The following is a 26,336-nucleotide window of genomic DNA, read 5'->3' on the forward strand; positions in this document are numbered from 1 at the left end:
GCGAAACAGAGACGTTCTGGCGATCTGGGCGCAGCGGGTTTTAGCGTGTTTTAGCGTGCGTGAGCTCCCTACAGCGCACTTCAGCGCACTCGGGCCTGCTGCGGATAGACGGTTTTGCAGCGATGCTTGAGGCCATCTGTTGCGCAAATACATCCGAAGTAAAGAGCAATGCCGATGAATGCCTGGGCCGTTTGTCCTCGTTTTCGACGATTTGGCCATTTCGGGTGTTTGCCGTCGCGACACGAACCACGAAGAATCTGTTGCAACGCTGGCGGCGCAGCCCTCACCGACGGAATGTGAGGGGCGCCAAGGGCACAACGACTTGAAAGGAACGCCATGAACACCATCGAACATCCGAGCCTGTTCACACCACGCCAGTTGGCAGCCCGTTGGGGCATGAGTGAGAAGACCCTTGAACGCTGGCGCTCGCTCGGTACCGGCCCGACGTACCTGAAGCTCGGCAGCCGCGTGATGTATCCGCTGTCCTCCATCACGCAACACGAGCAGGGCCGGATGCGCCGCTGCACGGCGGGCCGAGAACTGCCCCAGTTCCAGCACTGCTGATGCGCTCGATGCAGACGGCGTTGGCGAGCAGCACGGCCGCAGTTGCGTACCCGTGGTTTGACTTCAACGATGCGGTCGCCGTCGAGCCGCGCTTGGACAAGCAGGACATTCGCGCTCGCTTGCTCGATCAACTGGAGTCGGCGCTGGCCTACCTGCTGCCGCGCGGCAAGCGGCGTGGCGCGCAGTTTGTCGTCGGCAATGTACAAGGTGATGCGGGCGACAGCCTTGTCGTTGATCTCGATGGCGCAAAGCGCGGCCTGTGGCTGGACTTTGCCACCGGCGAATCCGGTGATGCGCTCGCGCTGTGGGCCTTTGTGCGTGGCTTCATCCTGCCGCAGCAGTTTGATGCGCTGCTGGAGGACATCGGTGACTGGTTGGTGGTGCCGCGTCCCGCCGTGCCGGTCGCAATGCCTGCGCCGCACGATGAACTTGGCCCTGTCAGCGCCAAGTGGAACTACCACGATGCCCAGGGTAATCTGCTGGCCTGCGTGTACCGCTACGACCCACCGGGCGGCAAGCAGTACCGCCCCTGGGATGTGAAAACACGCTCGATGCGGATGCCAGAGCCGCGTCCGCTCTACAACCTGCCAGCCATCGCCGCCAGCGACGATGTCGTGCTGGTCGAGGGTGAAAAATGCGCCGATGCCTTGATGCACCTGGGCATCACGGCCACCACAGCAATGGGCGGTGCAGCCACCGCCATCGACAAGACCGACTGGATGCCACTGGCTGGCAAGACGGTCGTCGTCTGGCCTGACCACGACGAGGCCGGATCGCGCTACGCCGATGCCGTGATTGCGAGGTTGCGGCAGATCGGTGCGAAGGTGCGCCGCGTGAGCGTGCCGCAGGACAAGCCCAAGAAGTGGGACGCCGCCGACGCAGTGGCGCAAGGCCTGGACGTGCCCGCTCTGCTGCGCTCGTCCGCGCCGGTCGCCGATGACCTCCAGCCTCTGGAGGCCATCCAGATCTCGCAGTGGCGCGCGCTGGATCGCTTCACCGGCCAGCCGCAGGCCAGGCGCTGGCTGGTCGAAGGCGTGTTTGCGCAGGCGCAGGCCGCGCTGGTGGCCGCAGCGGGCGGTGTCGGCAAATCCTTCCTGCTGCTGGCCTTGGCGCGCGAGGTCGCGGCCAGCGCCAAAGACAATACCCCGATCGTGTTCGGCAGTACATTGGCAGGCCACGGCGTAGCGATTTACATCACCGCCGAGGACGACGCCATCGAGGTGCACAACCGCCTAGGGCCTGTTAACACATCCGAAGCCCATCAGCGACGAGTACAAAGCTGATGAAGCCGAGGAACATGATGTCGAGTTTCTCGAACCGCGTGAAGATGCGCCGGAAGCCCTTGAGGCGGCGGAATAGACGCTCAACCTCGTTGCGGCGCTTGTACATCTCGCGGTCGTACTCCCAAGGCTCGACGCGGGTACGCAGCGGTGGCACGACGGGGATGTAGCCCAAATCGAGCGCCAACTGGCGCGTCTCGTTGCCCTCGTAGGCCTTGTCCATGAGCAGGTGCAGCGGCCGGTTCGGGGCGCCCAGGCTGGCGAGCAGTTCGCGCCCTTGTGGGGCATCGCCGGCCTGGCCCGGCGACAGTGAGAACGTTATGGCCGTTCGAGCATCCGCGGCAACCATATGAATCTTGGTTGTCCATCCACCTCGAGACTTGCCGATGGATTGGGGGCCGTTTTTTTTAGCGCGCCCGTGCCGTCTGGGTGCACCTTGATGCTTGTGGAGTCCAGTGACACCGCCTCGATCTTGATGCGCACAACCTGAGCCTTCTGCAGTTCCTCGAACATTCTGTCGAGGACCCCAGCCTTGGTCCAGCGGTTCATGCGCGTGTAGATCGTGTGCCAGTTACCGAAGCGCTTGGGCAGTCCACGCCACTTGCAGCCATGCTCGGCTACGTAGAGGATGGCGTTGACGACCTGCAAGTTGCTCAGGCTGACGTTTCCTCGCTGCGTGGGAAGGCAGTGCTCGATCTTGGCGAATTGTTCTGGCGTTATCTCCATGGCTGCCAGTCTGTGCCATGGCGGGCGCAAAAACAATTAGTGTTAACACGCCCTAAACGCCCTGGGCCCGATTCCTGACCGGCTCTACGTATTGCCGCTGCCCGATGCCGGTGGCGCGCAGCCGCTGTTTGCACCCGATCCGGCCACACGCGGCCCGGCCACCACAGCAGCCTGGCTGGCACTGGAGAGGCAACTGCAAGCGATGGCCGGGCTGCGGCTGGTGGTGCTCGATCCCCTGCAACCGCTGTGCGCACTCGATCTCAACGTGCCAGAAAACGCGCAGTTCGTCTGCTCTCGCCTGGCGGCGCTGGCGGCCCGCACGGGTGCATCGGTGATCGTGTCGCACCACTTTGCCAAACGTGAGGCAACCACGCCGGAGCAGGCGCGCGAGGCGATTCGCGGCACGGGCGGACTGGTGGACGGCGTGCGGTCGGTGTACGCGCTGTGGCATCCCAAGGAGGAACAGGCACGCACGCTGTGCAAGACCTTGGGCGAGCCCTTCGAGCGCGGGCGCGTGGTGCTGGGCGGCGTGGTCAAGGCCAACGGGCAGGCCAACCTGCACGTCACGACCTTCGTGCGCGATGCACGCGGGCTGCTGGTCGATCGCAGCCAGGACCTTCGGCGCACGGCGCAGCCGGACATCGAACTGCTCCCTGCATTGAAGGCCGCCATCGCCCGCGCGGCTGCCGCAGGTCAGCCCTACACCAAGACCGGCGGCAACGGTATCTACGAGCGCCGCCACGAACTGCCGGAAGACTTCCAGCGCATCGGCAAGCATCGGCTGAGCGAGTGGGTTTCCACGCTGCTCGACCGCGAGGAACTGGTGATGGCGATGGCAGAAGGCTCCAAGCTGGTCAAGTGGCTGGACGTGCCCGATGGGCCGGTGGCGCGCGGCCAGGCGCAGTTCGTGATCGGCCATTTGAGCCGCTCCGGCGCGGGCCGCCGATGATGGGGTCGCGTTTTGCGACACCACACCGCCACGAACGATCGCCCGTGCATGCAGGCCATCGCCCACTGCAATGGCTGGCGCTGCCGTCGAGGGAGGTGAGCATTCCCGATGCTCACCCCTCTCTATAGAGAGCAATCACCGGGAAACCGGGAACGATTAAAAGATCGTTGATTTGAAAAGGAATTTTTAAAATAAATCGTTCCCGGCTGGCTCCTGGGAACGATTCAGACCGGGAACGATTGATGTCCGCGCCAACACAGGGTTTTATCGTTCCCACCCCGGTAATCGTTCCCAGCCGGGAACCGGGAAGCCGGGAACGATTAGCGAAGTTCGGCAGCTGGCGCAACATCGACCGTGATGGTGGTGACGGTGGTGATGGTTGCCCACCGTCGTTTGTCTGAGCAGCACAGCGATGCCCTAACGATCCGTGACCCCATCGTCTGCCCACAGGCAAAACGGGTCCTTCCTGGCCATAAAGCAATACGGGGGGCGCGAGCGCGGCATCTCGCCACCGACAGGCCGCGAAACCGGGTTACCACTCGAAGTTACCGGTTACCACTTACCGGCTGGCCCTGGGGGCAACCGTCACGCGACCGGCAAAACGGTGGTGGGTGCAAACGCAGCAACGGTGCGGGATGGCGGCCGTTTCCACGCCCGATGGCGTTCAATCGGTGAGGGTGGGAGCTTGCTGGCGAAGGGGGCGCTTTGATGCCAGTCGCACGGGGAAAGCCGGCTCAGTCGCTGGCCGCGCGATCCCAAGGGTGTGCGCTGCGTTCACGTTCCTGAGCCAGCGCCGAAAGGGTATCCAGATACTGGACACCCTTGATCGATCAGACCACGCGATATACCCGCTCGCCGGTGTCGTTGTGTGCCAGCACCACGTTCAGACCCAGCTTCTTGCGCAGCATCCCGGAAATCGCTCCGCGCACAGTGTGCGGCTGCCAGCCGGTGGCCAGCATCAGTTGCAGGCAGGTTGCGCCCTGCGGGCGGCGCAGCGCCACCACCAGCGCGGCGAGCTTGGTGCCGGGGCGCACCGGTATGCCCTCCAGAAGTTGGAGGTCGTCGGTGGCGTCCACCGGCTGTACGTCATCCGGCGGCACGGGGCGCTGCTGTCCGATGGCCGCGTAGCCCGTGTCAGTCAGCACGTGGCCGTCGTCGACAGGCTCGATCCAGCCACGTTGCAGCAGTGCCGTCAGCACCTTGAGCCGTGCGCCACCGCGCAGGGTGCCGGGCGGGATCACGCGCCCATCGGCGCGACGGGCGGCCCCGCGCAGCAGCAGGCTTTGGGCCGGGGAAAGTTTGAGCAGGGCGTCCATCGTCGCCCCCTCACTTGGCTTGGCCGTCGAAGATCGCCAGCAGGTCATCCAGCGCTTGGTCCACCCGCCCGAGGTCGCCAACGTGGCCCCAGTGGATGGCGTCCGGGTCGTGGCCGAAGTGGTCGGCGGCGAGTTGCTGCAGTCGGGCCAGCTTGATGTGGATGGCGGCAGCGCGGGCGAGATAGGCGTCGAGGGCGGTGGGCTGGGTGTTCATCGCGGGGCTCCTTGGTTGATGGATGACGCCACCATTCACGCGCTGAACGATCAGGAAGCCAAGCGAAGATAATCAGAAATCTGGCTCTCCAGCCCCTCGTCATAGTTGTGTCAGACTGATACAATGAATGGCAATTTTTCGTTGATCCAAAGCCACTCGTTATGAAGCGTTGCGTAGTCGGAATTCGTCCTGCTGATGCGCCTGATGCCACGGCTTCAGGCAAGCAGGTGCCTACGGTCTGGTTCCCGTCGATGGCCACACTGGCGGCGGTCTTGTCGGAAGACAACCGCGCGCTGCTGCGGCTGATCCGGAAGACCAAACCCAAGACGATGACCGAGCTGGCCGCGTTGTCGGGCCGGCAGGTGCCCAACTTGTCGCGCACGCTGCGGATGATGGAGGGTTACGGACTGGTTGCGCTGACAAAAAATGCCCGGCAGACCCGCCCCACCGCGCTGGCTACCGAGTTTTTGGTGGTGCTGGATTGAGCTGCAGAGGTAATACGAACCGAGGAACAGACTGAACGATGCCTTCCGCCAAACTCACACTCGCCCGCCTGGAAAGCCTGCTGCTCACGGCATGCGACGACCTGCGCGGCAACATGGATGCCAGCGAGTATAAGGAATACATCTTTGGCATGCTGTTCCTCAAGCGCGCCAGCGACCTGTTCGATCAACGCCGAGAGGAAATCAAGAAAGAAGGTCAGGCAGCCGGTCTGTCAGAGGCCGACATTGCTCTCAACCTTGAAGACCCCGACCAGTACTCTGGCAAATATTTCTACGTGCCGCCGCGCGCTCGTTGGAACGATCCGTGGGTGGATGACGCTGGCAACCAGCAGCCTGCACTCAAGCACGTCAAGGAAAATGTCGGCTCTACGCTCAACAAGGCACTGGAAGCCCTGGAAGAAGATAACGCCGATGCCCTGCAGGACGTGCTCAAGGGCACTATCAACTTCAACCGCAAGATCGGTCAGAACACGCTGGATGACGACACTCTGGTCGACTTCATCCAGAACTTCGAAAAAATCCCGCTGCGGGACGATGATTTCGAATTCCCCGATCTGCTCGGTGCCGCCTACGAATGGCTGATCAAGCACTTTGCTGATTCTGCGGGCAAGAAGGCGGGTGAGTTCTACACCCCGGCCGAGGTGGTGCGCATCTGCGTCGAGATCTGCGACCCCAAAGAAGGCATGAGCGTGTACGACCCGACTGTCGGGTCGGGTGGCATGTTGATCCAGGCGCGTGACTATCTGCGTGAATGCGGGGCCGATGCGGCGGAGTTGTCACTCAACGGGCAGGAAAAGATGGGCACCACCTGGTCCATCTGCAAGATGAACATGCTGCTGCACGGCATCTCGCACGCCGATATCCGCAACGCCGACACTTTGGCAGACCCGCAGCACAAAGACGAAAACAACGAGCTGCGCCGCTTTGACCGCGTGCTCGCCAATCCGCCGTTCAGCCAGAACTACGCCAAGACCAAATCCAAGGACGACGGCAGCGGTGCGAAAAAGAAGGAGCCCATCGCCTACCCAGGTCGCTTTCACGTCTGGATGCCTGAGAAGGGTAAAAAGGCCGACCTGATGTTCGTGCAGCACATGCTGGCCGTGCTCAAGAGCAATGGCCGCATGGCCACTGTGATGCCGCACGGCGTGCTGTTCCGCGGTGGTGAAGAGCGCGAGGCACGTCAGTACTTCATTGACCGGGGTTATCTCGAAGCCGTCATCGGCCTGCCCAGCAACCTGTTCTACGGCACCGGCATTCCCGCCTGCATCCTCGTGCTGAACAAGGAAGGCGCGAGAAATGACGATGGAACCCTAAAGCGCGACCATGTGCTGTTCATCAATGCCGACCGCGAATACCGCGAAGGCAAGGCGCAAAACCACCTGCGCCCGGAAGACATCGACAAAATCGTGCATGCGTATCGGGCCGGGCAAAACATCGACGGCTACGCCAAGCGCGTGCCGGTGGCCGACATCAAGGCCGAAGGCTACAACTGCAACATTCGTCGCTACGTGGACAACGCCCCGCCGCCCGAGCCGCACGATGTGCGCGCCCATCTGCACGGTGGCGTTCCGGTGAGCGAAGTCGATGCGCTCGGTCACTTCTGGCAGAACTACGCAGGTCTGCGTGAAAGCATTTTCGTGCCGCGCGCCCCAGAAGAAAACACGGCAACCCATGGCATCTGGTATGCCGATTTCGCAGCCACCCTTGCTGACAAGCGCGGCATTGCCCCACACATCAACAGCCACGCCAGCGTCACCCAGCGCCATGCTCAGTTCATGGCGGACCTGGCTGCCTGGTGGCAGCAGCACTTGCCGGTCATTGAGGCGCTGGCCCCGGATGCGGACAACCAGCACGCCACCAGCCGCAACGTTTACGCCGTGCGCGCCACGCTGCTCGACAGCATCGAACGCACCTTTGCCCGCCAACATCTGCTCAACCGCTATCAGGTGCGCGGCGCTTTCGCCAACTACTACAAGGCTCTGGTGTCCGATTTCAAATCCATCGCCGCCAGCGGCTGGGGGCCGGAGCTGATTCCGGACGAAGACATCCTGCAAAGCCAGTTCCCCGAGGTGCTGGCCGAGCTGGAGCAACAACACGCCCGCCTTACCGAACTTCAAGCCCTGTTCGCCGCTGCCAGCGAAGAGGATTTTGAAGATACCGACGACACCGGCGTACTGCCTGCCGATGAGGTGAAAACTCTCAAGGACGACCTCAAGGAAGCCAACGCCGAGTGGAAAGCCCAGCTCAAGACGCTCAAGGGCGCCGTGGCTGATCTGTTCACCGAAATCAAAGTAGCCGGGCGCTTGCCCAAGGGCACGGACAAAGCCCACCACTGCAGCGATGGATTCACCGCCAAGGAGGCGCAGTTCGGCAACGGCCAGCGCGTGCTGGATCTGGCCACCGCGGTGGGGCACGCCTCCACCTTTACCTCGGTGATCCAAACCGCCATGGCCGCAGGCCAGCAGGCCAAGGCCGTCGCCGAACGCATCGAAGCCAAGCTGGCCACGCACAAAGCGCTGGAAGATGAAGCCAAAACCCTGAAGGCTGCCATCAAGTCCACCGAGGCCAAAAAGGACGAGCTGGTGGAGCAGGCACGCCTGAAGATCAGCAAGGACGAGGCGCGGCAGGTCATCGTTGAACGCTTGGGCAAGCTGCTGTTCGACAGCTACCGGCACTACCTGCGGGCCGATCAACGCGCCTGCGTGGCGGCGGTCGAAAATCTGTGGAGCAAGTACGCCATCACGGCCAAGCAGATTGAGGCTGAACGGGATGAGGCAGCCAAGGTGTTGCAGGCGTTTTTGGTGGAGTTGGGGTATGAGTGAACTCGCTTTCGCTCCCTTAGCCCGCTTTGCTGATGTCGTTATGGGGCAATCGCCCGGTGCTGACCTCTGTAATACCGAAGAACGTGGCTTGCCATTTCTCCAAGGCTGTGCGGAATTCGGCCCTCGCCATCCTCACTCTGAGGTTTACTGCGCTCCTCCGTTGCGGGTTGCCAAAACGGGATCTGTGCTGATCAGCGTGCGTGCACCTGTCGGCACGATGAACTATGCCGACCGGGATTATTGCATCGGTCGCGGTTTGGGTGCATTCAAGGCCAAGTTTGGCGTATCAAACACGATCTTTCTAAAGCATGCAGTTGAACTGAACGCGGCTTACCTTCATCGACGTAGTCAAGGCTCTACGTTTGCTGCTGTCTCAACTGATGATGTGAAAACGGTACCTATACCCGTCTTCATGCCTGATAAGCAGGAAAAAATTGCCACCATCCTCACCAGCATCGACACCGCCATCGAAAAAACCGAAGCCCTGATCGCCAAATACCAGCAGATCAAGGCCGGACTGATGCACGACCTGTTCACGCGTGGCGTGCAGCCCAACGGCCAACTGCGCCCACCGCGCGAACAGGCCCCGGAGCTGTATCAGGAAACAGCGATTGGGTGGATTCCGAGGGAGTGGAGTCTTGAGTGTGCCAATACCTTGTGCTCATTGATAACAAAAGGAACTACGCCCGCTTCTGATGAAATGTGGCAAGAGGGTGATGGCATTCGCTTTCTCCGAGTGGACAATCTGACTTTTGACGGCCAGCTGTCGTTTGACTCCAGTAGTTTCAGAATTGCTCTGAAAACTCATTTGAGTGATCTTGCTCGGTCAAGGTGTTTGCCTGATGACGTGCTAACCAACATCGTTGGCCCGCCTCTTGGAAAAGTTAGTCTCATTTCTGAGGAAACCGGCGAAGTTAATATTAATCAAGCAATCGCGCTTTTCCGGCCGAGAGATGGCTTGGACTCAGGTTTTTTGTTGTATTGGCTAACAACTGAAACGGTTAAGCGTTGGTTTCTACAAAGGGCCAAGCAAACATCTGGTCAGCTGAATCTAACGTTGGCAATGTGTCAAGAATTGCCTGTTCCATCTATTGGCCTACATGAGCAGAAACTGATTTTGGCTCGTGCTCAAGGTTGCGAAAGACGGATTCAGTCCGAGTGGAGAAATTTGTGTGCATTAACAGACCAGAAATCCGGCTTAATGCACGATCTGCTCACCGGCAAAGTGCCCGTTACTATTGAAAACCAAACAACAACGGAGGTTGTGGCATGACGACTGTCGCCATTCCTGAATGGAATACGCTGGGCCTGCTGCCGCCTATTGACCCTGCGGCACCTGCCAGCCAGGAACGCTCGCCCTATCGCGTCGCACTTTCCGACGTGGTGGCGCGCTTCTCCACTTCGTCTGAGCGGCGGCAGATTTTGCGTGGCTGGCTCAATTTCCGCGCGGCCTTACATGGAATGGGGATCATCGAAGGTTTTCAATGGCTGGATGGCAGCTTTATGGAACAAGTTGAGGTGCTGGAGCGGCGCGCCCCTCGTGACATCGACGTTGTCAGTTTTGTGCGTATTCCTGCCGCCTTTAATCCCACGCCAGAACAACTCGCTGCGCTGGATCATGACCACGTTAAACAAACTTTCCTTGTCGATAGCTATCTGGTGGAAATGGATCAGCTGGAGCGCCCCAATCTGATTCGCAAAGCAGCCTACTGGTACAGCATGTGGTCGCATCGCCGTAATCAGGCGTGGAAAGGTTACCTTGAGGTTGATCTAGAACCCACGTTTGATCAGCAGGCTCTGGATTGGTTGGATCAACAAGAGATACAGGAGGCTCAGCCATGAACAATGAAGATCGGTTGCACCTGCTGGCGGAACAGACTTTTCTGCGTCGCGATCTTTCGGAGACACCGGAAGCTGCTCGCTTGACCCGAATGAGCATCGAGGCACGGTTGCGCAAAGTGGATGCTGAACTCGCTGCACTACCTGTCGATGAACGCGCCCCGGCCCGTGCGCGCTTAACCTTTGACGGCGTGCCGGTGATTCGCAGTCACGGCATCTTTGCCGACTTCGGCATGAAGGCCGTCAGCAGTTTTACCGAAGCGGTCGCATCGGTCGCTGCATCGCTGTCCGCGCCTCTGGCTGCAATGGGCCCCATTCCCAACCGTGACCAGAACCAGTTGCTGATTACGAGCACGGCGGTCGGTTCGTTTGGCTTCGAATTGGAAGAATATCGCGCCGAGCAGCTCGCGCTGGAGGAGGCTAGCCCGGTCGCCACTGCATTGGAGCGCACTCAGGTCTTGTTGCAAAGCACCCTTGGTGACGACGAAGCGCTGGCTGACATCGCTTCGGAAACCGACCCTCGTGCGCTGGACAAGGTGCGCACGTTTCTGAAGGTGCTGGCCGACAACAACGCCGTCTGTGCATTGCAATACGGTGGCCGCGGCGTGCGATTTACCGATGTTGGTCAGGTCAGCCGCAGCCTTGCTCGTCTTGCTGCAGACAACTTGCACGAAAGCGAAGAGCAGTTGCGCGGTGAGTTTGTCGGCGTGCTTCCCAACAGCCGCAGCTTTGAATTCAAGCTCGCCGGCGATCAGCAGATCATCCGTGGCAAGGTTTCCCCAAGGTTGCAGAACGTGGATGACATCAATGACCACTTGCATCAAGCTGTGCAAATTGAGGTCACCCGAACACAAGTTGGTAACGGTCGCCCGCGATATCTGCTAACCCAGATGCCGCAGTGGGCTCAACCCTGAGGTACCCCGAGTGAGTGAATACACGGAGGTCGAACGCCCCTTCTTGCAACAACTGGCTGAACTGGGCTGGACGGTCATCGACCAGGGCACGGGTGTGCCGCAGGATGCCGCCCTCAGCCTGCGGGGTAACTTCCGCCAGTGGTTTTTGCCTGAGGTTTTCGACAGTGCCGTGCGTGCCATCAATCGCACAGACGATGGGCGCGAATGGCTGACACACCGCCAGTTGGAAGACCTGCGCAGCCAATTGCTGCGTCATCCCAACCGCACGTTGCTCGAAGCCAACGAAGCCGTGCAGGCGATGCTGTTCAAGGCGCAAGCCGATGTGAACGAGCTGACGGGCGAAGCCGACCCGGTGGTGCGCCTGATTGACTTCCACAACCCGGCAAACAACCAATATCACGCCATCAACCAGTTCCGCATCGACACGCCGGGCTGCGTGAAGGCGTTCATGATTCCGGACATTGTGCTGTTCGTGAACGGCATCCCGCTGGTGGTGGTGGAGTGCAAGAAGGGTTCGGAAACCTGCGCCAACCCGATGCAGGAGGCCTTTGTGCAACTGCAGCGCTACATGCGCCGCCGCAAAGAAACAGAAGCTTCTGGCCTGAAAGAAGGCGAGCCTCGGCTGTTCTACAGCAGTCTGATGTTGGTGCGCAGCTGCGGGCTGGAAGCCGACTACGGCACCATCACCTCAGGCGAAGAGCATTTCTATGCCTGGAAAACGCTTTACCCTGCCGACGATGCCGCTTTGGCAGGGCTGAATGCCCAGCAGCAGTTGATTGCCGGGATGCTGAACAAGACCAACCTGCTGCAGATCCTGCGCACCAGCGCCGTGTTCATGGACACTGACGGCGGCCCTCGGGTGAAGGTGGTGTGCCGGTACCAGCAGTTCCGTGCCGCCAACAAAATCGTCGAACGCCTGCGCACCGGCGAAACCGCATCGGAACGCAGTGGCGTGGTGTGGCATACCCAAGGCTCGGGCAAATCATTGACCATGGTGTTTCTGGCCCGAATGCTGCGCGCCAGTCGCGACCTGTCCGACTACAAAATCGTGCTGGTCAATGACCGGCAAGACCTGGAAGAGCAACTGGGCGACACCGCCACGCTGATTGGCGGGCGGGTGAATGTGATCGAAACCCGGGTAGGTTTGCGCCAGCACCTGTCGACCGCCAGCTCGGACATCAGCATGGTGATGATCCACAAGTTCCAGGAACGCAAGCAAACGCTGACCAACACGGTGGCGGACGCGCTGGGTACTTACTTGGCCATGCCTGCGGGCAAGACCTTCGGTGTGGTGAATACTTCCGATCGCATCATTCTGATGATCGACGAGGCCCACCGCACGCAAAGCTCAGACCTGGGCGACAACCTGTTCGAGGCCTTCCCCAATGCCACGCGTATTGCTTTTACCGGCACTCCGCTGATCACGGAGCGCCACGGCGAGAAGAAAACCCACAAGCGCTTTGGTGAGTACATCGACACCTACCGACTGATGGATGCGGTAAACGATGGAGCCACACTACAAATTCTCTACGAAGGTAAAACCGCCGACAGCGCGCTGAACGAAAAGCACGCGTTCGATGAAGCCTTTGAAGACCTTTTCCGCGACCGCAGCGAAGAAGAGCTGCTGGCCATCAAGAAGAAGTACGGCGCAACGGGCGACATCCTGGAAGCAGAGAACCGCATCAACGCCATTGCGCGTGACATGGTGGCGCACTACGTCGACAACATCCTGCCCAACGGCTTCAAGGCACAGGTGGTGTGCCACTCCAAACTGGCGTGCATTCGTTATCAGAACGGCATTCAGGCAGCGTTAGCAGAGCGCATCGCCAAGGAAGAAGCCAAGGCTGCGCCCGATGCAGATCTGATCGGGCGCTTGCGCTTCCTGAAAACAGCAGTGGTGGTGTCGTCGGACGGCACTAACGAAGCTGCTTACATCACCCAAGCCCGGAAGCAGGCACAGCGCATGAACGCGATAGAGAACTTCTGCCGCAGTTTTGATTTTGAAGACCCAGACAAGGAATACACCGGCATTGCCTTTCTGATCGTGTGCGACATGCTGCTCACGGGCTTTGACGCGCCCATCGAGCAGGTGATGTACATCGACAAGAAGCTGCGCGAGCACACCCTGCTGCAAGCCATCGCCCGGACCAACCGGGTTAAGCAGGGCAAACAGCGCGGTTACATCGTCGATTACATCGGCCTGGCGAACCACCTGACCGATGCTCTGACCTTGTATGCGGCCAGCGACGAGTTGCAAGAGCTGCACGACGGGATGAAGAATATTGCGTCAGAATTACCAGTGCTGGAAGAGCGTTATCAGCGGCTGCTGCAGCACTTCTCGGCGCTAGGCATCAAACAGATTCAGGCCTTTGTGAACGGCGAACTGCCCAATCTGGACGCCGAGGCCACCGTGGTGCATGAAGCCGTGAAGGCGCTCAAGGATGAAAAGAAACGCGCGGACTTTGAGGTGTACTTTAAGAAGTTCCTGATGAGCCTCGACATCATCCTGCCCAACGCGTCAGCACAGCCTTACCGCGTGCCCGCGAAGCGCTTCGGCTACATCCTGCAGGTAACCAAGGAGCGCTACAAGGACAGCAGCCTTGACCTCGGCAGCGCTGGCGAAAAGGTAAAGGCGCTGATCAACGAGCACCTGATCAGTTTGGGCATCAACCCCAAGGTGCCACCGGTCGAGTTGCTGGCAGAAGACTTCCTCGACAAGCTAACCGCGCACGCGGGTCAAAACATCGAGGCCAAGGCCAGCGAGATGGAGCACGCCATCCGCAAACACTGCACGGTGCACCACGATGAAGATCCGGCCTTCTACAAGAGCCTGTCGGAGAAGGTCGATGCGCTGATTGAGAAGCACCACGACGAATGGAATCTGCTGGCCGAAAAACTGGCAGAGCTGCGCAAGGAAGCCATCGCGGGCCGTCAGCAGGGTGAGGATGGTATGAGCAAGGAGGCGACAACTTTCTACGAGCACATCGTCCAGCTTGGCTTTGCAAGTGGTTCTCTCAATGATGCAGATAAGCCCGCATTCAAGGCATTGATGGAGACAATCGTGGAGATATTGCAAGAAACCATTGCCAGCATCGATTTCTGGCAGAACCCCGATAAGCAGAAGCGTGTGCGCGGTTTGATCAAGACCGAGATCGCCAAGACGGGTATCGAAGAGCTGAAACTCAATCGTGAGCGTGTGGCCGTGGAAGTCATGAAGCTGGCCAAGAATCGCCACAACGAACTAGTAAATATGGCACGGTCAGGGGGCGCATGATGCAACTGCGTCAAGTACGTGATATCGAATACCAGCTGCTGCAGGGATCAGACCGCCAGACCACGGACATCGTGATCGAGCGCGACGGGATCATCACCGTTCGTCCGCCAAAGCGGATGACACCTGAACAGGTGGACGAAACCGTTTTGGCCAAGCGGATGTGGATCTACCGCAATCTGGCGGAATGGCGTGATCTCAACGCTACTCGCGTCACACGCGAATGGGTCAGCGGCGAGACGTTTCTCTACTTGGGCAGCTGCTACCGGCTGCAACTGGTGGCCGAGCAAGACGAACTGCTGAAGTTGAAGGATGGCCGGTTCTACTTGCTGCGTGAAGTTGTCGAGCGTGGTGGCCAGGATGCCGCGCATCAAGTGTTTGAGGCTTTCTACAAAGCGAAAGGCCTGCCCCGGATTCAGAAGCGCGTGACGTACTTCGCGGCCAAGGTTGGCGTGACAGCAGGCGACATCCAGATCAAGGATCTTGGCTACCGGTGGGCGTCGTGCACCAAGCGTGGCGATCTGCATTTCCACTGGAAATGCCTCATGGCCCCGTTGACCATCATCGACTACATCATCGTCCACGAGCTCTGCCATTTGCATCACCGAGACCATTCGGACGCGTTCTGGAACGAGGTGGACAAGGTGCTGCCGGATTACCGCGAGCGAAAAGAATGGCTCAGGATTCGTGGTGCGGAGCTCGATATCTGACGCGCGATCCGGGCAGTAGTTCGAAAATCTCGAATAACTGCCCGCAAGCCCGCAGCAACCCGCGCCAGTGCTCATAAGCTCGGGAGGCCAGTCGGCACTTGGTCAACCATCCGCCACCAATCACAAGGGTCTGGATAGTCTCCAGGCCTGTGCCGTAAAGCATAAAGTGGCCACTTGGCCACGTTATGCTTGATTTTCCGATATGCCGCATTTTGCTTTTTCGGCATTTTGTGCTAGGCAATGCAAGAGCCCGCAGCTAAAACCTGCGGGCTTTTTCATGGGAGTGGGGGGGGGAAGGGCTGCACCCTGGCACCGTGATGCGAGGGTGCCCATCCGGGGTGCAGCTGACGTCGATGGCCCCCCGAGTTCGACACTTGGAGCACCATTTCCGCCCCATGCGTCTTGGCGAGGCCATAAGAATCAACCACTTGCACACGCGGAAGATCCGGTTTTGCGATTTCTTTGTAGTGCCAATGTTTGAGAGTAATGTAGTTTTAGCCACTTCCTGCGGGCGATATACTCCGGCGCATGTTCATCAAGGTCACCACCAGCGGCGGTCACCGCTACGCGCGGTTGGTTCAGTCCTTTCGCAATGCCGATGGCCAGCCACGCCAGCGCACCGTCGCCACCCTCGGGCGTATCGACGAGCGTGGCGGTCAACTCGACGCGCTGCTCGCTGGCTTGCTGCGCGCCAAGGGGCGCCCGCTCAGCGAGGGGGGTGCTCCTGAACTGTGCTTTGAATCAGCCCTGGCGCTGGGCGATGTCTGGGCGTGTATTGACCCAGTGAATTCCTGCACAGGTGTTAACGTTGAAGGAAACAACGATGAGCACCCTGATGGAAGACGACATCAAGCGTTGGACGGCCAAGCGCAAAACCGCCCTGGTTCTGGACATCATCCAGGGCAAGACCACGATCTCAGAGGCCAGCCGGGCCTTCGATCTCAGCCCCTCCGAAGTCGAGCAGTGGGTCGATGACGGCAAGCGCGGCATGGAAAACGCCCTGCGCACCAAGCCGTTGGAAGTCAAAGAGCAGTACGAGAAGCAACTGCGTGAACTGCAGGAGGCCTACGGCGAAGCCATGTTGGAGCTGCGTGCCAGAAAAAAGCTGGCCTCCCTGCTGGGCAACGAGGACGAGAAATGATCCTCAGCCTTCAGCAGGGATTGGCTGAAGACGGCATCCAGGTCAGCCTGGTCAAGCTGTGCCAGTGGTTCGAGGTGCCCCGGCGCACGGTGTACTACCGCAGCACCAAGGCGCCGCCGAAGGTGCAAGAGCACTTGGTCAAGCCCATCAAGGCGATGATCGAAGAGAACCCGTCGTTCGGCTACCGCACCGTGGCGCACCTGCTTGGCTTGAACAAGAACACCGTGCAGCGCATCTTCCAGCTCAAGGGCTGGCAGGTACGCAAACGCCCGGTGGGCTTCAGGCCGCGCATCCAGGCATTGCCCTCGGTGGCCAAGGCGCCAGACGAGCGCTGGGCCACGGACCTGTGCCGCGTGTGGACCGGGCGAGACGGCTGGGCTTCGCTGGCCCTGGTGATCGACTGCTACAGCCGTGAGCTGCTGGGGTGGCACCTCAGCCGCAGTGGACGATCCAAGACCGCAGAAGCGGCCCTGGAGCAGGCGTTGATCGCCAGGTATGGCTGCCTGGGCAAGGTCAAGCGTCCATTCTTGCTGCGCTCAGACAACGGGCTGGTGTTCACCAGCCGCAGCTACACGGCCCTGGTCAAAAGCTATGGCCTGCAGCAGGAGTTCATCACCCCGTACAGCCCGGAGCAAAACGGCATGGTCGAACGTGTGATCCGAACACTCAAGGACCAATGTGTTCACCGCCACAGGTTCGAGACCCTGCAGCATGCCAGCCGCGTGATCGCGGATTGGATCGGCTTTTACAACCACCAGCGCCCGCACCAGGCGCTGGGCATGAAGACCCCCGCTGAGGCTTATGCTTTAGCAGCCTGACCTGTGCAAAAACCGCTGGGTGCGTATTCCACGCCATGGCGGACACGATTCCACGCTGAAGGCGGACAGTGTTCCAGCGTGATGCCGGACACCGTTCCACGCTGAAGGCGGACAGCATTCCAAACGGATGGCGGACACCTGATGCGGTGTTCTGAGTGACCCGAACGCGGCATACGCTGCCCGGTTTTTTGCCGGAACCAGCGATGCCCACACCCAGGGTCACCATGAACAAACTACGACACACATTGCAACTGCTGCACGGCGGGACTTTGAGCACCCGCCAGATTGGCGCAGCCCTCGGCATCTCCAAGTCCACCGTCAATGACATCGCCAGCTACGCGCGCGCAGCCGGCGTGGACTGGGCCTTGGCCCAGAGTCTGAGCGACGAGGAACTGCAGGCCCGGCTGTACCGGCCACCGGTGGCGCGAGAGTCACGACACCTCGAGCCCGACCACGCCCACATCCACCGCGAGCTGCGCCGCCCCGGCGTCACCCTGCAACTGCTGTGGGAGGAATACCAGCAACAGCGCGGCGGCCAAGCCTACAAGTACAGCGCCTTCTGCCAGAAGTACAAGGCCTGGGCACGCAGTCTCAAGCGCTCCATGCGTCAAACCCACGAGGCCGGTGACAAGCTGTTTGTGGACTACGCCGGCCAGACGGTACCTGTCGTCGATGCCGGCACCGGTGAGATACGCCAGGCCCAGGTCTTCGTGGCCGTGCTGGGCGCGTCCAACTACACCTACGCCTGCGCCACCACCAGTCAGAAGGCTACCGACTGGGTGGCCAGCATCATCGGCGCGCTGGAGTTCATCGGGGGTGTGCCCCGCCTGCTGGTGCCCGACCAGCCGCGCGCCCTCATGGCCCGCCCCGACCGCTACGAGCCCACCGCGCACCGCCTGCTCGAAGAACTCTCGGCGCACTACAGCCTGGCGGTCATGCCGGCTCGCCCGGCCAAGCCACGCGACAAGCCCAAGGTGGAAGTGGCCGTGCAGGTGGTCGAGCGCTGGATTCTGGCCAGGCTGCGCCAACAGCGCTTCTTCAGCCTGGCCGAGCTCAACCGCTCAATTGCCGCCTTGCTGGTGGACTTGAACCAGCGAGCCTTCAAGAAGCTGCCCGGCAATCGTGCCAGCGCCTTTGCCGAACTCGACCGGCCGGCACTACGCCCGCTGCCGCCAGCGCGCATGGCCATCGCACGCTTCAAACCCGCCCGCGTGAACATCGACTACCACGTCGAGCTCGATGGCCACTACTATTCCGTGCCCCATGCGCTGGTGGGCCAGGCGGTAGAGATGCGCATCACCTGCACCACGGTGGAAGTCCTGCACGGTAGCAAGCGGGTGGCGGCCCACGCCCTGAACCCTCGCCGGGGAGCGCACACCACCGCAGCCGAGCACATGCCGGCCTCACACCGGGCGCACCGCGAGTGGACGCCGGGCAAGCTCATCGCCTGGGGCGAACGCATGGGAGTGGCCACCGCCGCCGTGGTGCGCTGGCAGATGGAGCACCGCCAGCATCCCGAGCAGGGCTACCGCTCCTGTCTGGGCTTGATGCGCCTGGGCCGTGAGTACGGGGCCGAGCGCCTGGAGGCCGCCTGCGCGCGGGCGCAGGCCATCCGCTCACCGTCCTACAGGAGCGTCGCCTCCATCCTCGGCAGCGGTCTGGACCAACGCCCACTGGATGCGCCGATTGCCGCACAGGCCAGTCTGCCGCTGCACGAGAACGTGCGCGGGCCGGGGTACTACCACTGATGAGCATCGATCACCGCTCATGACCACAGCACACCTGAACACAGCCATACACCGAAAGAATGAACATGCTCAACGAACACACCCTCAGCCAATTGCGCACCTTGCGCCTGGACGGCATGGTGGCCGCCCTCAATGATGCCGCCACCCACATCTCAGCGAGCGAGCTGCCCTTTGAAGAGCGCCTGGCGCTGCTGGTGCAGCGCGAGGTGGACTGGCGCGATGGCAAGCGTCTGCAGCGCCTCTTGAAGGCCGCGCGCCTCAAAGTCTCCAGCGCCTGCCTGGAGGACATCGATTGGCGTGCCAGTCGGGGCCTGAGCCGGGAGGTCATCGCCAGCCTGGCCGGCGGCGACTGGCTGCGCCATGGTCACAACGTGCTGCTCACCGGCGCCACCGGGTGCGGCAAGACGTGGCTGGCCTGTGCACTGGGCCAGCAGGCGGCGCGTCTGGGCTTGTCGGTGCTCTACACCCGCGCGCCTCGCCTGCTGCAGGAGCTGCACGTGGCCCATGGCGATGGCAGCCTGGGCAAGCGGCTGGCGCAGCTCGCCCGGCTGGATCTGCTAATTCTGGACGACTTTGGTATTGCACCGATTGCCGTGCACGAGCGCAACGACTTGCTGGAGTTGCTCGACGACCGGGTGGGGACGCGCTCGACGCTCATCACTAGCCAGTTGCCGGTGACCGCCTGGCACGCGTGGCTGGATGAACCCACGCTGGCCGACGCCATCCTGGATCGCATCGTGCACGGCTCGCACAAGATAGCCCTCAAGGGCGAGTCGATGAGGAAGCTGGCCAAAGCTGCTTAAACCGGCGACGCCGACCGCCGTTCCACGCTGATGGCGGACACTTCGGCTACGATTGGGGCGTCACTCAGGACACCTGCGCACAGTGTCCGCCATCGCATGGAACGCTGTCCGCGATGGGCATGGAATCACTGTCCGCGATCAGTGGAATGCGCAGCTGGGTCAATACAGGCGCTCGATGCCCTGTGGTACGAGCTGGGTTTCGATGAGCTTGGCGCCGTCTTTCGCCGTGCACGCTTTACCACCCCTGTTGAACATGCCATCCGCGTGATGGTCTTCAACCGGCTGTGCGATGCCGACTCCAAACTGGGGGTGCTGCGCTGGCTGCAGACGGTCTGCATGCCCGGCATCGATGGCAACAGGCTCACGCACCAGCAGCTGCTGCGCAGCATGGATGCGCTCATGGATCACCAGGCGCAGGTGGACGAGTGCATCGCATCTTTGCTGCGCCCGCTCATCGATCAGGATCTGTCGGTGGTGTTCTATGACCTGACCACCATTGGCGCCGAGGGCCTGAGCCAGCAAGCGGGTGATGTGCGTTGCTTTGGCATGTCCAAGCAGGGAACCATTGCGCGCCAGTTCATGCTGGGGGTGGTGCAGACCGCCGATGGGATGCCGATCTACCACGAGGTGTTTGACGGCAATGCGGCCGAGGCAGCGACGCTCGAGCCCACCCTCAAGAAGGTGCTGGCACGCTACCCCCACATCCGCCGCCTGGTGGTGGTGGCCGACCGGGGCTTGCTGTCGCTGGACAACATCGAGGCGCTGACCGGGCTGCAGGTGGCAGGCCAGGATGAGCACAAGCGGCCTCTGGAGTTCATCCTGGCCGTTCCCGGCAGGCGCTATGGCCAGTTCGCCGATCTTCTGCCGTCCATGGATGCTCAGGCAAATCAGGACTGCGTGCCAAGCGATGAGGACGATGAGGACGATGAGGACATCATCATTGAATGCCAATGGCAAGGCCATCGCCTGGTGGTGGCGCACAACCGGCAGCGGGCGATGGAGCAGACACAGGAGCGCCTCTCTCGCATTCAGGAGCTGGAGCTGCGCGCCGCGCAGCTCGCTGGCAAGCTCGACGCGCAGGATGCAGGTCAGGCCAAGCGCGGGCGCAAGCTCTCGGACTCGGGGGCCAAGGCACGCTTCTTTCATGAGGTCAGCGACGCCCATCTGGCGCGCATCGTCAAGGTAGACCTCAAGTCCGATCTGTTCACCTACGAGATTGACCAGACGGCATTGGCCCGGGCCCAGCTGATGGACGGCAAGTTGATGCTGGTGACCAACGTCAAAGACATGCGCGCCGATGAGATCGTGCGCCGCTACAAGTCGCTGGCCGACATTGAGCGGGGGTTTCGGGTGCTCAAGAGCGAGATCGAGATCGCGCCGGTCTACCACCGCCTGCCCGAGCGCATCAGGGCGCATGCCAGCATTTGCTTCATGGCGCTGATTCTGTACCGCGTCATGCGTGTGCGCCTCAAGCGCGCGGGCAGCGATCTGTCGCCCGAATCCGCCTTGGCCCAATTGCGCCGCATCCAGCGGCACACCGTGCGCATAGACCACGGTGAACCCATGAGCGGGGTCTCTACCATCCATCCGCGCCAGGCCGATGTCTTGGCCGCTCTCAACGTCAAACGGCCAACGAACGATGCACAGATGAGCCTGTTGTAGTGCAAATTTCAAAAAGCTGATTCAAGCAAATCAACAACTTGCCGCGTTTGGTGTCGAACTCGGGTGGCCCGGCGCTCAGGCCGGGCAAGAAACATGCGGAGACTGGCCAGTCATGCGGTTGGCGTTGCCATACCGATGGCCGCTCGCGAGATTCGCCGATGCAACAGGTGCGTCGTCACCGCACAGAGCCGGGATCGCCCGCACGCAAGTGCGTCACGCCCCCGGCCGGGTTCACTAGCGTTCAGACCAAGGTGTGTCTGAGGCCACGCGCGCACGGACATCCTTGAGGACGTCATACAGCCCCTGCACGCTGTGCACCAGACTCTGTGGAAGGCGCTGCGTCATCTCCCGCAGATTCAGTGCCTTGCCGTCCTCCAGCACCTCCTTGCCTGCCGCCTCCAGCTGCGCCATGGCCTCCTCAAGCCGGGCCGCCTTGCGGCGCCAGCGATAGTCCAGCCAGCGTTGACCCAGCTGACGGGTGGTCTGGTTGTCGTGCAGATAGAGCTGGCGCACCTCGATGCCCAGACGCCGTGAGACCTCGCGCACCGACACGGGATGGGGCTCGCGCAAAAACCTCTGCAGCTGCGCATCGACCGCATTCCAATCGGTGTGGTGGGGTGTGTACCGGCGCCGCTCGCCCTCCTTGAACAAGGCCAGAGCCAGCTGCACCCCTTGGGCCGGAGGCGTCCAGTCGTCCGTCTGGCCCAAGAGCAGTCGGTCAAGACCGATGCCCGACTGGGACGCCACGGCCAGACTCGCATCGAGCGTCGGAGCCTTGTCCGCCTGCAGCCAGTAATGCACCGTGCTCTTGGCCAGGCCAACGCGCTTGGCAAAGCGTGCCGACTGGCCGCCATCCATGGAGGCAATGAGGTGCCCGATGGCGTCCACCCAGGCCTGCCGGCCAGGCTCTGCGGCCAGGGACTGATGCGCCAGCACCAGATCGTGGACCTGGCGGGCGCGCCAGAGCTCCACCGGCTGCACTGGCACTGCGTCGGCGCAGGTATCGGCGCTCCGCTCAGCGGGCGCCTGGGCCAGAGAGGCACCGCACCTGGTGCACCAGCCCGGCACCACGAACGCGGCGGCATGGCGCACATTGTCCTTCCCGCAACAAGGGCAGTGCCGGCTTAAGCGGACCCGATGCCTGAACCGCCCCGGGTTTCGCGGAGGCTCAACACTCTGAGAGGATTGAGCCATGAAGAAGTCAAACAAGTTCTCGCCCGAGGTACGCGAGCGTGCGGTGAGGATGGTGCAGGAGCACCGTGGAGAGTACCCGTCGCTGTGGGCGGCCATCGAATCGATCGCGCCCAAGATTGGCTGTGTGCCGCAGACCTTGCACGAATGGGTCAAGCAAGCCGAGGTTGACGCGGGCACGCGTGAAGGCGTGTCCACGGCTGAAGCCCGGCGCATCAAGGAGCTCGAGCGCGAGGTCAAGGAGCTTCGCCGTGCCAACGAAATCCTGAAGTTGGCCAGTGCGTTTTTCGCCCAGGCGGAGCTCGACCGCCGATTGAAGTGATGTACCGGCTGGTCGATGAGCACCGCCAAGTTCACGGGGGCGAGCCGATGTGCAAGGTGCTGCAGATCGCCCCGTCGGCCTACCGCAGACACGCAGCCCGGCTGCGTGATGCCCGACTGCTCAGTCGCAGGGCACAGCGCGATGCAGTGTTGATGCCAGACATCGAGCGGGTGTGGAATGACAACCTGCAGGTCTATGGCGCCGATAAGGTGTGGATGCAGATGAACCGCGAGGGCACAGTCGTTGCCCGGTGCACCGTTGAGCGCCTGATGAAACGACTGGGCCTGCAGGGCGTGCGGCGCGGCAAGGTGGTTCGCGCCACGGTCAGCGACCCCAAGGCGCCGTGCCCGCTGGATAAGGTCAACCGGCAGTTCCATGCCCAGCGGCCCAACCAGCTATGGGTGTCGGACTTCACCTATGTCTCGACCTGGCAGGGTTGGCTCTATGTGGCCTTTATTGTCGACGTCTTCGCACGGCGCATCGTGGGCTGGCGGGTGAGCACGTCGATGAGCACGGACTTTGTCCTCGATGCGCTGGAGCAGGCGCTGTACGAGCGGCAACCCGAGCGAGATAGCAGCCTGATCCACCATTCGGATCGTGGCTCCCAATACGTGTCGATTCGGTACTCCGAACGTCTGGCAGAAGCCGGTGTCGAGCCGTCCGTGGGCAGCAAGGGCGACAGCTATGACAACGCTCTGGCCGAGACGATCAACGGTCTGTACAAGGCCGAGGTGATCCACCGACGCACGTGGAAGACTCGCGAGGCCGTCGAGCTCGCCACGCTGACGTGGGTCTCCTGGTTCAACCACCATCGGCTCATGGGGCCTCTGGGCTACATCCCGCCGGCAGAGGCTGAGGCAAACTACTACCGTCAGCTATCCGAGCAGTCGGCCGAGCTGGCATGAGCACTTAAACCAACCAGCCTCCGCGAAACCCGGGGCGGTTCAAAGTACGCCAGGTGCAGCCAATGAGTGCCTTCATGGATTAGTCATTGAAATGAAGTTTTGTTGACACATCGTCTCGCTAGAGTGCTGGGCTTTACCACCTCTCGGACGACTTGTGATGTTCTCGAAAACTCAGGCCGCACTGGCTGCCTTGATCGCTCTTCAACTTGCAGCTTGCGGTGGTGGAGACTCCTCTTCTCAGCCTGAGGCTGGCACTCCATCGATTCCTGCCGCGCCCTTGGAGCCCGCGACGCCTGTGGGTCCCGCCAATCCAGACAATCCGGATAAGCCTTCGGAGCCGGATAGCCAGCCTCTGGTGACATATCTGGATCAGACATTTGCCGGCTTGTCTGAACTCCCCCAAGGCTGGACAAAACCGGTTGCGAACAAAGGCACCGTGGAAGTGCGCGACGGCAGCCTGTTTATTGATGGCCGTGCTCATGCCACGCAGATGACAGCGGTGTCACTGCCTGAGTCTTTGCAAAAGCTCTCCAACTACCGTATCGATGTCGATTTCACGATTGAGGCGGCAACGGATCCAAAGCGCTGGGCCAGCGTGATGTATCGCACTTCAGGGACTCCTACGATGGAGCCCTACTATCAGATGGCCATGCGTCAAGAGGCCACTTCGGCCAACGGCACTGAATTTGCCTTCCGTAATGCTGGCGCCTGGAATGTGATCAGCACCAAGCCATTCACGGAAAAAATCGACCCTGCCAAGACGTACCGTGCTACGGTCATCGTGCACGGCAATCGTGTCCGCCAGTACCTGAATGGCGAGCTGCTGCACGATGTGGAGATGGATGAGCGCTATGCCTCTGGGGGTGTTGGCCTGCAAGCAGCCGGTGCTCTGATGCGGGTTGAGAGCATCAAGGTCACCGAGCAGCGCGATGCCTTGCCTGTGGTGAAGCTGTTTGATCCCCAGGATACAGGCACCAAGGCTGCAGTGGCTCCTACTTTGGTTCAAGTCATGAGCTCGCAAACGACACTGGAGAAGTCTGGAGCCAGCAACGCCTTGTTCGGGCTGGATAGTTCACTGATGCTCAGGGGCGCTGGCGGTGAAAGTATCGGGAGCTTGCTGGACTATGTGAGCCAGGCCAAGGTGCTGGCAATCCCCGTGCTGCGTATTGAAAACGAAGCTACTGTTACAGCGCTGTCGCGTTTCGTAGAAAAGTACGGCTATACAGATATCACACTGCTGTCTAGCAATGTGGAGTTGCTGGCGCAGGCGCGCAAAGCCATGCCGCTGGTGCGTGCGGCGGTGGACTTCTCGGGATCCAATCTGACTGATAGTGCGGCCGATGTCTTGAAGGTTGTGGCGCAGACCAATCGTGCGAAAGCCAAGATTGCGGTACTGCCTGCTGCCATGAGCACTCAAAGTGCGGTGGCTCATATGCAGCGTCTGCTGATCACCCCTTGGGCTGCAGTGGCTCCCACTGCGGCAACGCCTGAGCAAGTGGCTGAAGTGCTGCTGACCGGCGTCAATGGCGTTGTGACCAGCCATTCACAGGCCTATGCCAAGGTGCTTCAAAAGCTGCCAGCGAATACCTTGTTGCGCAAGCCGCTGATTATTGGACACCGAGGCACGCCCTCTTTGAAGGATGAAAATACTCTGGAGAGTGCTCTGGAGGCTGCTGCGGTAGGTGCTGATGTCATCGAAAACGACATCTATATGACACGTGACAAGCATCTTGTGATCATGCATGACGGAACAGTGGACCGCACCACGGACGGCACAGGTCCCATCGAAGAGATGACGCTGGCCCAGGTCAAGCAGCTCAAAACGGATTCGGGCTATGCAGTGCCGACGCTGGAAGAGTACTTCGATGCCTTCAAGAACAAGAAGCAGGTGCATTTTGTCGAAATCAAGAGCAGCAAGCCTGAGATCGTGAGCCTGCTCAAAGACTTGGTTGACAAAAAGAAAGTCCATGACCAACTGGTTGTCATCTCCTTCGATTTCAATCAGCTCGCAAACATGGCAAAAACTATGCCCGAGGTCAGTACGGGTGCACTCAACAGCCTGGCGGTCAAGGCCGGCAAGGTTGAAAGTGGACTGCGCAGCATTCTGGGCGTGACGCAGACCAACTCATCAACCTACAACCCAAGCTACAGCGGCGGCATCAGCTCTGAGCTTGTGGAGGCTGCTAAGCACCGGGGGCTGACCTTCTGGCCCTGGACTTTACGTAAGCAAAATGACTTCTACAGCCTCTATAGCTATGGCACCCATGGTCTGACCACGGATGATGCGCACTGGGCCAAGAGTTTCCCGATTCAAGCAGTAGCCGCGCAAGGATCGACTGCGGTGAACATACAGACACCGGTTGCTTTGCCGCTGACGCTGACGACACAAGTCGGGGCAACGCTCAATGCCACAAGCAATCAGATGGTGGTGCTGGATGGCACAGCGCAGTACAACCTACAGCCAGACGGCTCCATCCTTTTTACGGCACCGGGGACTGCCACCGTGTTGCCTGGATATCGTCATGCCATGAGCCAGGATCATCACTACACCGTGTTTGCCAAGCCAGTGAAGCTGACCGTCCAGTAACGCGAAAGATGCGGCTTGCATGTGTGCTCGCCGTTCGTTTTGAGCCCTGCG

At 60.9% G+C, this 26,336-nt stretch carries 22 protein-coding genes, 2 pseudogenes and 1 other annotated feature; of the genes and pseudogenes, 18 read left to right on the plus strand and 6 right to left on the minus strand.

Annotated features, from left to right (window positions below; genetic code table 11):
• Positions 1 to 336: 336 nt before the first annotated feature.
• Positions 337 to 564 (plus strand): helix-turn-helix domain-containing protein, encoded by a 228-nt coding sequence (locus ABUE11_RS06815; RefSeq protein WP_367068306.1) that lies wholly within the window; start codon positions 337 to 339, stop codon positions 562 to 564.
• Positions 564 to 1,847 (plus strand): AAA family ATPase, encoded by a 1,284-nt coding sequence (locus ABUE11_RS06820; RefSeq protein ID WP_367068307.1) that lies wholly within the window; start codon positions 564 to 566, stop codon positions 1,845 to 1,847. The genes ABUE11_RS06815 and ABUE11_RS06820 overlap by 1 nt, the downstream gene beginning before the upstream one ends.
• Here ABUE11_RS06820 and ABUE11_RS06825 read toward each other — a convergent pair.
• Positions 1,807 to 2,570 (minus strand): IS5 family transposase gene (locus tag ABUE11_RS06825; RefSeq protein WP_367065164.1). Its coding sequence is split into 2 segments (ribosomal slippage): positions 1,807 to 2,255 and positions 2,255 to 2,570, totalling 765 coding nucleotides; the frame shifts between segments, so codons are not numbered across the junction. The two genes, ABUE11_RS06820 and ABUE11_RS06825, sit on opposite strands and share 41 nt — an antisense overlap.
• A 70-nt stretch (positions 2,571 to 2,640) precedes the next feature.
• On the opposite strand from ABUE11_RS06825, the gene ABUE11_RS06830 reads away from it, so the two are divergent.
• Entirely contained in the window at positions 2,641 to 3,519 is an 879-nt protein-coding gene (locus ABUE11_RS06830; RefSeq protein ID WP_367068771.1) for an AAA family ATPase, read from the plus strand.
• A gap of 112 nt (positions 3,520 to 3,631) precedes the next feature.
• Here the strand turns inward: ABUE11_RS06830 and ABUE11_RS06835 are convergent, their stop codons facing one another.
• From ABUE11_RS06835 to ABUE11_RS06845, 3 genes are all read right to left on the minus strand, one after another.
• The gene (locus ABUE11_RS06835; protein ID WP_367068308.1) at positions 3,632 to 3,868 is read right to left on the minus strand and encodes a hypothetical protein; all 237 of its coding nucleotides are present in this window, start codon (positions 3,866 to 3,868) and stop codon (positions 3,632 to 3,634) included.
• 481 nt (positions 3,869 to 4,349) lie between these two features.
• Entirely contained in the window at positions 4,350 to 4,835 is a 486-nt protein-coding gene (locus ABUE11_RS06840) for a DUF3489 domain-containing protein (RefSeq protein ID WP_367068309.1), read from the minus strand.
• 10 nt (positions 4,836 to 4,845) lie between these two features.
• Positions 4,846 to 5,049 (minus strand): hypothetical protein, encoded by a 204-nt coding sequence (locus ABUE11_RS06845; RefSeq protein ID WP_367068310.1) that lies wholly within the window; start codon positions 5,047 to 5,049, stop codon positions 4,846 to 4,848.
• A gap of 251 nt (positions 5,050 to 5,300) precedes the next feature.
• Between ABUE11_RS06845 and ABUE11_RS06850 the strand changes: the two genes are divergently transcribed.
• From ABUE11_RS06850 to ABUE11_RS06880, 7 genes are read left to right on the plus strand one after another with little or no spacing between them, the layout of a single operon-like run.
• The gene (locus ABUE11_RS06850; RefSeq protein WP_367068311.1) at positions 5,301 to 5,534 is read left to right on the plus strand and encodes a MarR family transcriptional regulator; all 234 of its coding nucleotides are present in this window, start codon (positions 5,301 to 5,303) and stop codon (positions 5,532 to 5,534) included.
• Between the two features lie 38 nt (positions 5,535 to 5,572).
• A complete protein-coding gene (locus ABUE11_RS06855; protein ID WP_367068312.1) occupies positions 5,573 to 8,374 on the plus strand; it encodes an N-6 DNA methylase in 2,802 nt (933 codons plus the stop codon).
• A complete protein-coding gene (locus ABUE11_RS06860; RefSeq protein WP_367068313.1) occupies positions 8,367 to 9,647 on the plus strand; it encodes a restriction endonuclease subunit S in 1,281 nt (426 codons plus the stop codon). The genes ABUE11_RS06855 and ABUE11_RS06860 overlap by 8 nt, the downstream gene beginning before the upstream one ends.
• Entirely contained in the window at positions 9,644 to 10,216 is a 573-nt protein-coding gene (locus ABUE11_RS06865) for a hypothetical protein (RefSeq protein ID WP_367068314.1), read from the plus strand. Before ABUE11_RS06860 ends, ABUE11_RS06865 begins: the two co-directional genes overlap by 4 nt.
• Positions 10,213 to 11,127, plus strand: a complete 915-nt coding sequence (locus ABUE11_RS06870; protein WP_367068315.1) for a hypothetical protein — start codon at positions 10,213 to 10,215, stop codon at positions 11,125 to 11,127. Before ABUE11_RS06865 ends, ABUE11_RS06870 begins: the two co-directional genes overlap by 4 nt.
• A 10-nt stretch (positions 11,128 to 11,137) precedes the next feature.
• Positions 11,138 to 14,401 (plus strand): HsdR family type I site-specific deoxyribonuclease, encoded by a 3,264-nt coding sequence (locus tag ABUE11_RS06875; protein ID WP_367068316.1) that lies wholly within the window; start codon positions 11,138 to 11,140, stop codon positions 14,399 to 14,401.
• Positions 14,401 to 15,108: a SprT family zinc-dependent metalloprotease gene (locus tag ABUE11_RS06880; RefSeq protein WP_367068317.1), complete on the plus strand. Its 708-nt coding sequence runs from the start codon at positions 14,401 to 14,403 to the stop codon at positions 15,106 to 15,108. Before ABUE11_RS06875 ends, ABUE11_RS06880 begins: the two co-directional genes overlap by 1 nt.
• Positions 15,109 to 15,528: 420 nt before the next feature.
• On the opposite strand, the gene ABUE11_RS06885 is transcribed toward ABUE11_RS06880, so the two are convergent.
• Complete coding sequence (locus ABUE11_RS06885) at positions 15,529 to 15,768, minus strand: hypothetical protein (protein WP_367068869.1); 240 nt, start codon at positions 15,766 to 15,768, stop codon at positions 15,529 to 15,531.
• Here ABUE11_RS06885 and ABUE11_RS06890 point away from each other — a divergent pair.
• The 6 genes and pseudogenes from ABUE11_RS06890 to ABUE11_RS06915 form a co-directional block, all read left to right on the plus strand.
• Positions 15,682 to 15,879 (plus strand): annotated as a pseudogene (locus tag ABUE11_RS06890) (IS1634 family transposase); the annotation flags it as partial. The gene ABUE11_RS06885 and the pseudogene ABUE11_RS06890 sit on opposite strands and share 87 nt — an antisense overlap.
• Before the next feature lie 52 nt (positions 15,880 to 15,931).
• Positions 15,932 to 16,249: a DUF1153 domain-containing protein gene (locus ABUE11_RS06895; RefSeq protein WP_367065408.1), complete on the plus strand. Its 318-nt coding sequence runs from the start codon at positions 15,932 to 15,934 to the stop codon at positions 16,247 to 16,249.
• Positions 16,246 to 17,067 (plus strand): IS3 family transposase, encoded by an 822-nt coding sequence (locus ABUE11_RS06900; protein WP_367066873.1) that lies wholly within the window; start codon positions 16,246 to 16,248, stop codon positions 17,065 to 17,067. The genes ABUE11_RS06895 and ABUE11_RS06900 overlap by 4 nt, the downstream gene beginning before the upstream one ends.
• A 203-nt stretch (positions 17,068 to 17,270) precedes the next feature.
• On the plus strand, positions 17,271 to 18,815 hold the full coding sequence (istA, locus tag ABUE11_RS06905; RefSeq protein WP_367066870.1) for an IS21 family transposase: 1,545 nt from the start codon (positions 17,271 to 17,273) through the stop codon (positions 18,813 to 18,815).
• Positions 18,816 to 18,880: 65 nt separating this feature from the next.
• Positions 18,881 to 19,618, plus strand: a complete 738-nt coding sequence (istB, locus tag ABUE11_RS06910) for an IS21-like element helper ATPase IstB (protein ID WP_367066871.1) — start codon at positions 18,881 to 18,883, stop codon at positions 19,616 to 19,618.
• Between the two features lie 150 nt (positions 19,619 to 19,768).
• A pseudogene (locus tag ABUE11_RS06915) lies at positions 19,769 to 21,280 on the plus strand (IS1634 family transposase); the annotation flags it as partial.
• 234 nt (positions 21,281 to 21,514) lie between these two features.
• Here the strand turns inward: ABUE11_RS06915 and ABUE11_RS06920 are convergent.
• On the minus strand, positions 21,515 to 22,267 hold the full coding sequence (locus ABUE11_RS06920; RefSeq protein WP_367068318.1) for a hypothetical protein: 753 nt from the start codon (positions 22,265 to 22,267) through the stop codon (positions 21,515 to 21,517).
• A 205-nt stretch (positions 22,268 to 22,472) separates the two neighbouring features.
• Between ABUE11_RS06920 and ABUE11_RS06925 the strand changes: the two genes are divergently transcribed.
• Positions 22,473 to 23,698, plus strand: a protein-coding gene (locus ABUE11_RS06925) for an IS3 family transposase (RefSeq protein ID WP_367067583.1) whose coding sequence is annotated in 2 segments (ribosomal slippage) — positions 22,473 to 22,761 and positions 22,761 to 23,698 — 1,227 coding nt in all. Because the reading frame shifts where the segments join, the coding sequence is not laid out codon by codon here.
• Positions 22,751 to 22,867 (plus strand) — a sequence feature (AL1L pseudoknot). It overlaps the preceding gene by 117 nt.
• A 157-nt stretch (positions 23,699 to 23,855) precedes the next feature.
• The gene (locus ABUE11_RS06930; protein WP_367068319.1) at positions 23,856 to 26,285 is read left to right on the plus strand and encodes a glycerophosphodiester phosphodiesterase family protein; all 2,430 of its coding nucleotides are present in this window, start codon (positions 23,856 to 23,858) and stop codon (positions 26,283 to 26,285) included.
• Positions 26,286 to 26,336: the final 51 nt, after the last annotated feature.

Origin of the sequence: Oryzisolibacter sp. LB2S (assembly GCF_040732315.1) — a bacterium.
Classification (GTDB): Bacteria; Pseudomonadota; Gammaproteobacteria; order Burkholderiales; family Burkholderiaceae_C; genus Alicycliphilus; species Alicycliphilus soli.

Bases quoted from the DNA above. Each gene is read 5' to 3' on its own strand.
- ABUE11_RS06815 (WP_367068306.1), top strand. From the start codon at position 337: ATGAACACCATCGAACATCCGAGCCTGTTCACACCACGCCAGTTGGCA.
- ABUE11_RS06850 (WP_367068311.1), top strand. From the start codon at position 5,301: ATGGCCACACTGGCGGCGGTCTTGTCGGAAGACAACCGCGCGCTGCTG.
- ABUE11_RS06870 (WP_367068315.1), top strand. From the start codon at position 10,213: ATGAACAATGAAGATCGGTTGCACCTGCTGGCGGAACAGACTTTTCTG.
- ABUE11_RS06880 (WP_367068317.1), top strand. From the start codon at position 14,401: ATGCAACTGCGTCAAGTACGTGATATCGAATACCAGCTGCTGCAGGGA.
- ABUE11_RS06855 (WP_367068312.1), top strand. From the start codon at position 5,573: ATGCCTTCCGCCAAACTCACACTCGCCCGCCTGGAAAGCCTGCTGCTC.
- ABUE11_RS06845 (WP_367068310.1), bottom strand. From the start codon at position 5,049: ATGAACACCCAGCCCACCGCCCTCGACGCCTATCTCGCCCGCGCTGCC.
- ABUE11_RS06895 (WP_367065408.1), top strand. From the start codon at position 15,932: ATGAGCACCCTGATGGAAGACGACATCAAGCGTTGGACGGCCAAGCGC.
- ABUE11_RS06840 (WP_367068309.1), bottom strand. From the start codon at position 4,835: ATGGACGCCCTGCTCAAACTTTCCCCGGCCCAAAGCCTGCTGCTGCGC.
- ABUE11_RS06820 (WP_367068307.1), top strand. From the start codon at position 564: ATGCGCTCGATGCAGACGGCGTTGGCGAGCAGCACGGCCGCAGTTGCG.
- istA (WP_367066870.1), top strand. From the start codon at position 17,271: ATGCCCACACCCAGGGTCACCATGAACAAACTACGACACACATTGCAA.
- ABUE11_RS06900 (WP_367066873.1), top strand. From the start codon at position 16,246: ATGATCCTCAGCCTTCAGCAGGGATTGGCTGAAGACGGCATCCAGGTC.
- ABUE11_RS06930 (WP_367068319.1), top strand. From the start codon at position 23,856: ATGTTCTCGAAAACTCAGGCCGCACTGGCTGCCTTGATCGCTCTTCAA.
- ABUE11_RS06835 (WP_367068308.1), bottom strand. From the start codon at position 3,868: ATGTTGCGCCAGCTGCCGAACTTCGCTAATCGTTCCCGGCTTCCCGGT.
- ABUE11_RS06865 (WP_367068314.1), top strand. From the start codon at position 9,644: ATGACGACTGTCGCCATTCCTGAATGGAATACGCTGGGCCTGCTGCCG.
- ABUE11_RS06860 (WP_367068313.1), top strand. From the start codon at position 8,367: ATGAGTGAACTCGCTTTCGCTCCCTTAGCCCGCTTTGCTGATGTCGTT.
- istB (WP_367066871.1), top strand. From the start codon at position 18,881: ATGCTCAACGAACACACCCTCAGCCAATTGCGCACCTTGCGCCTGGAC.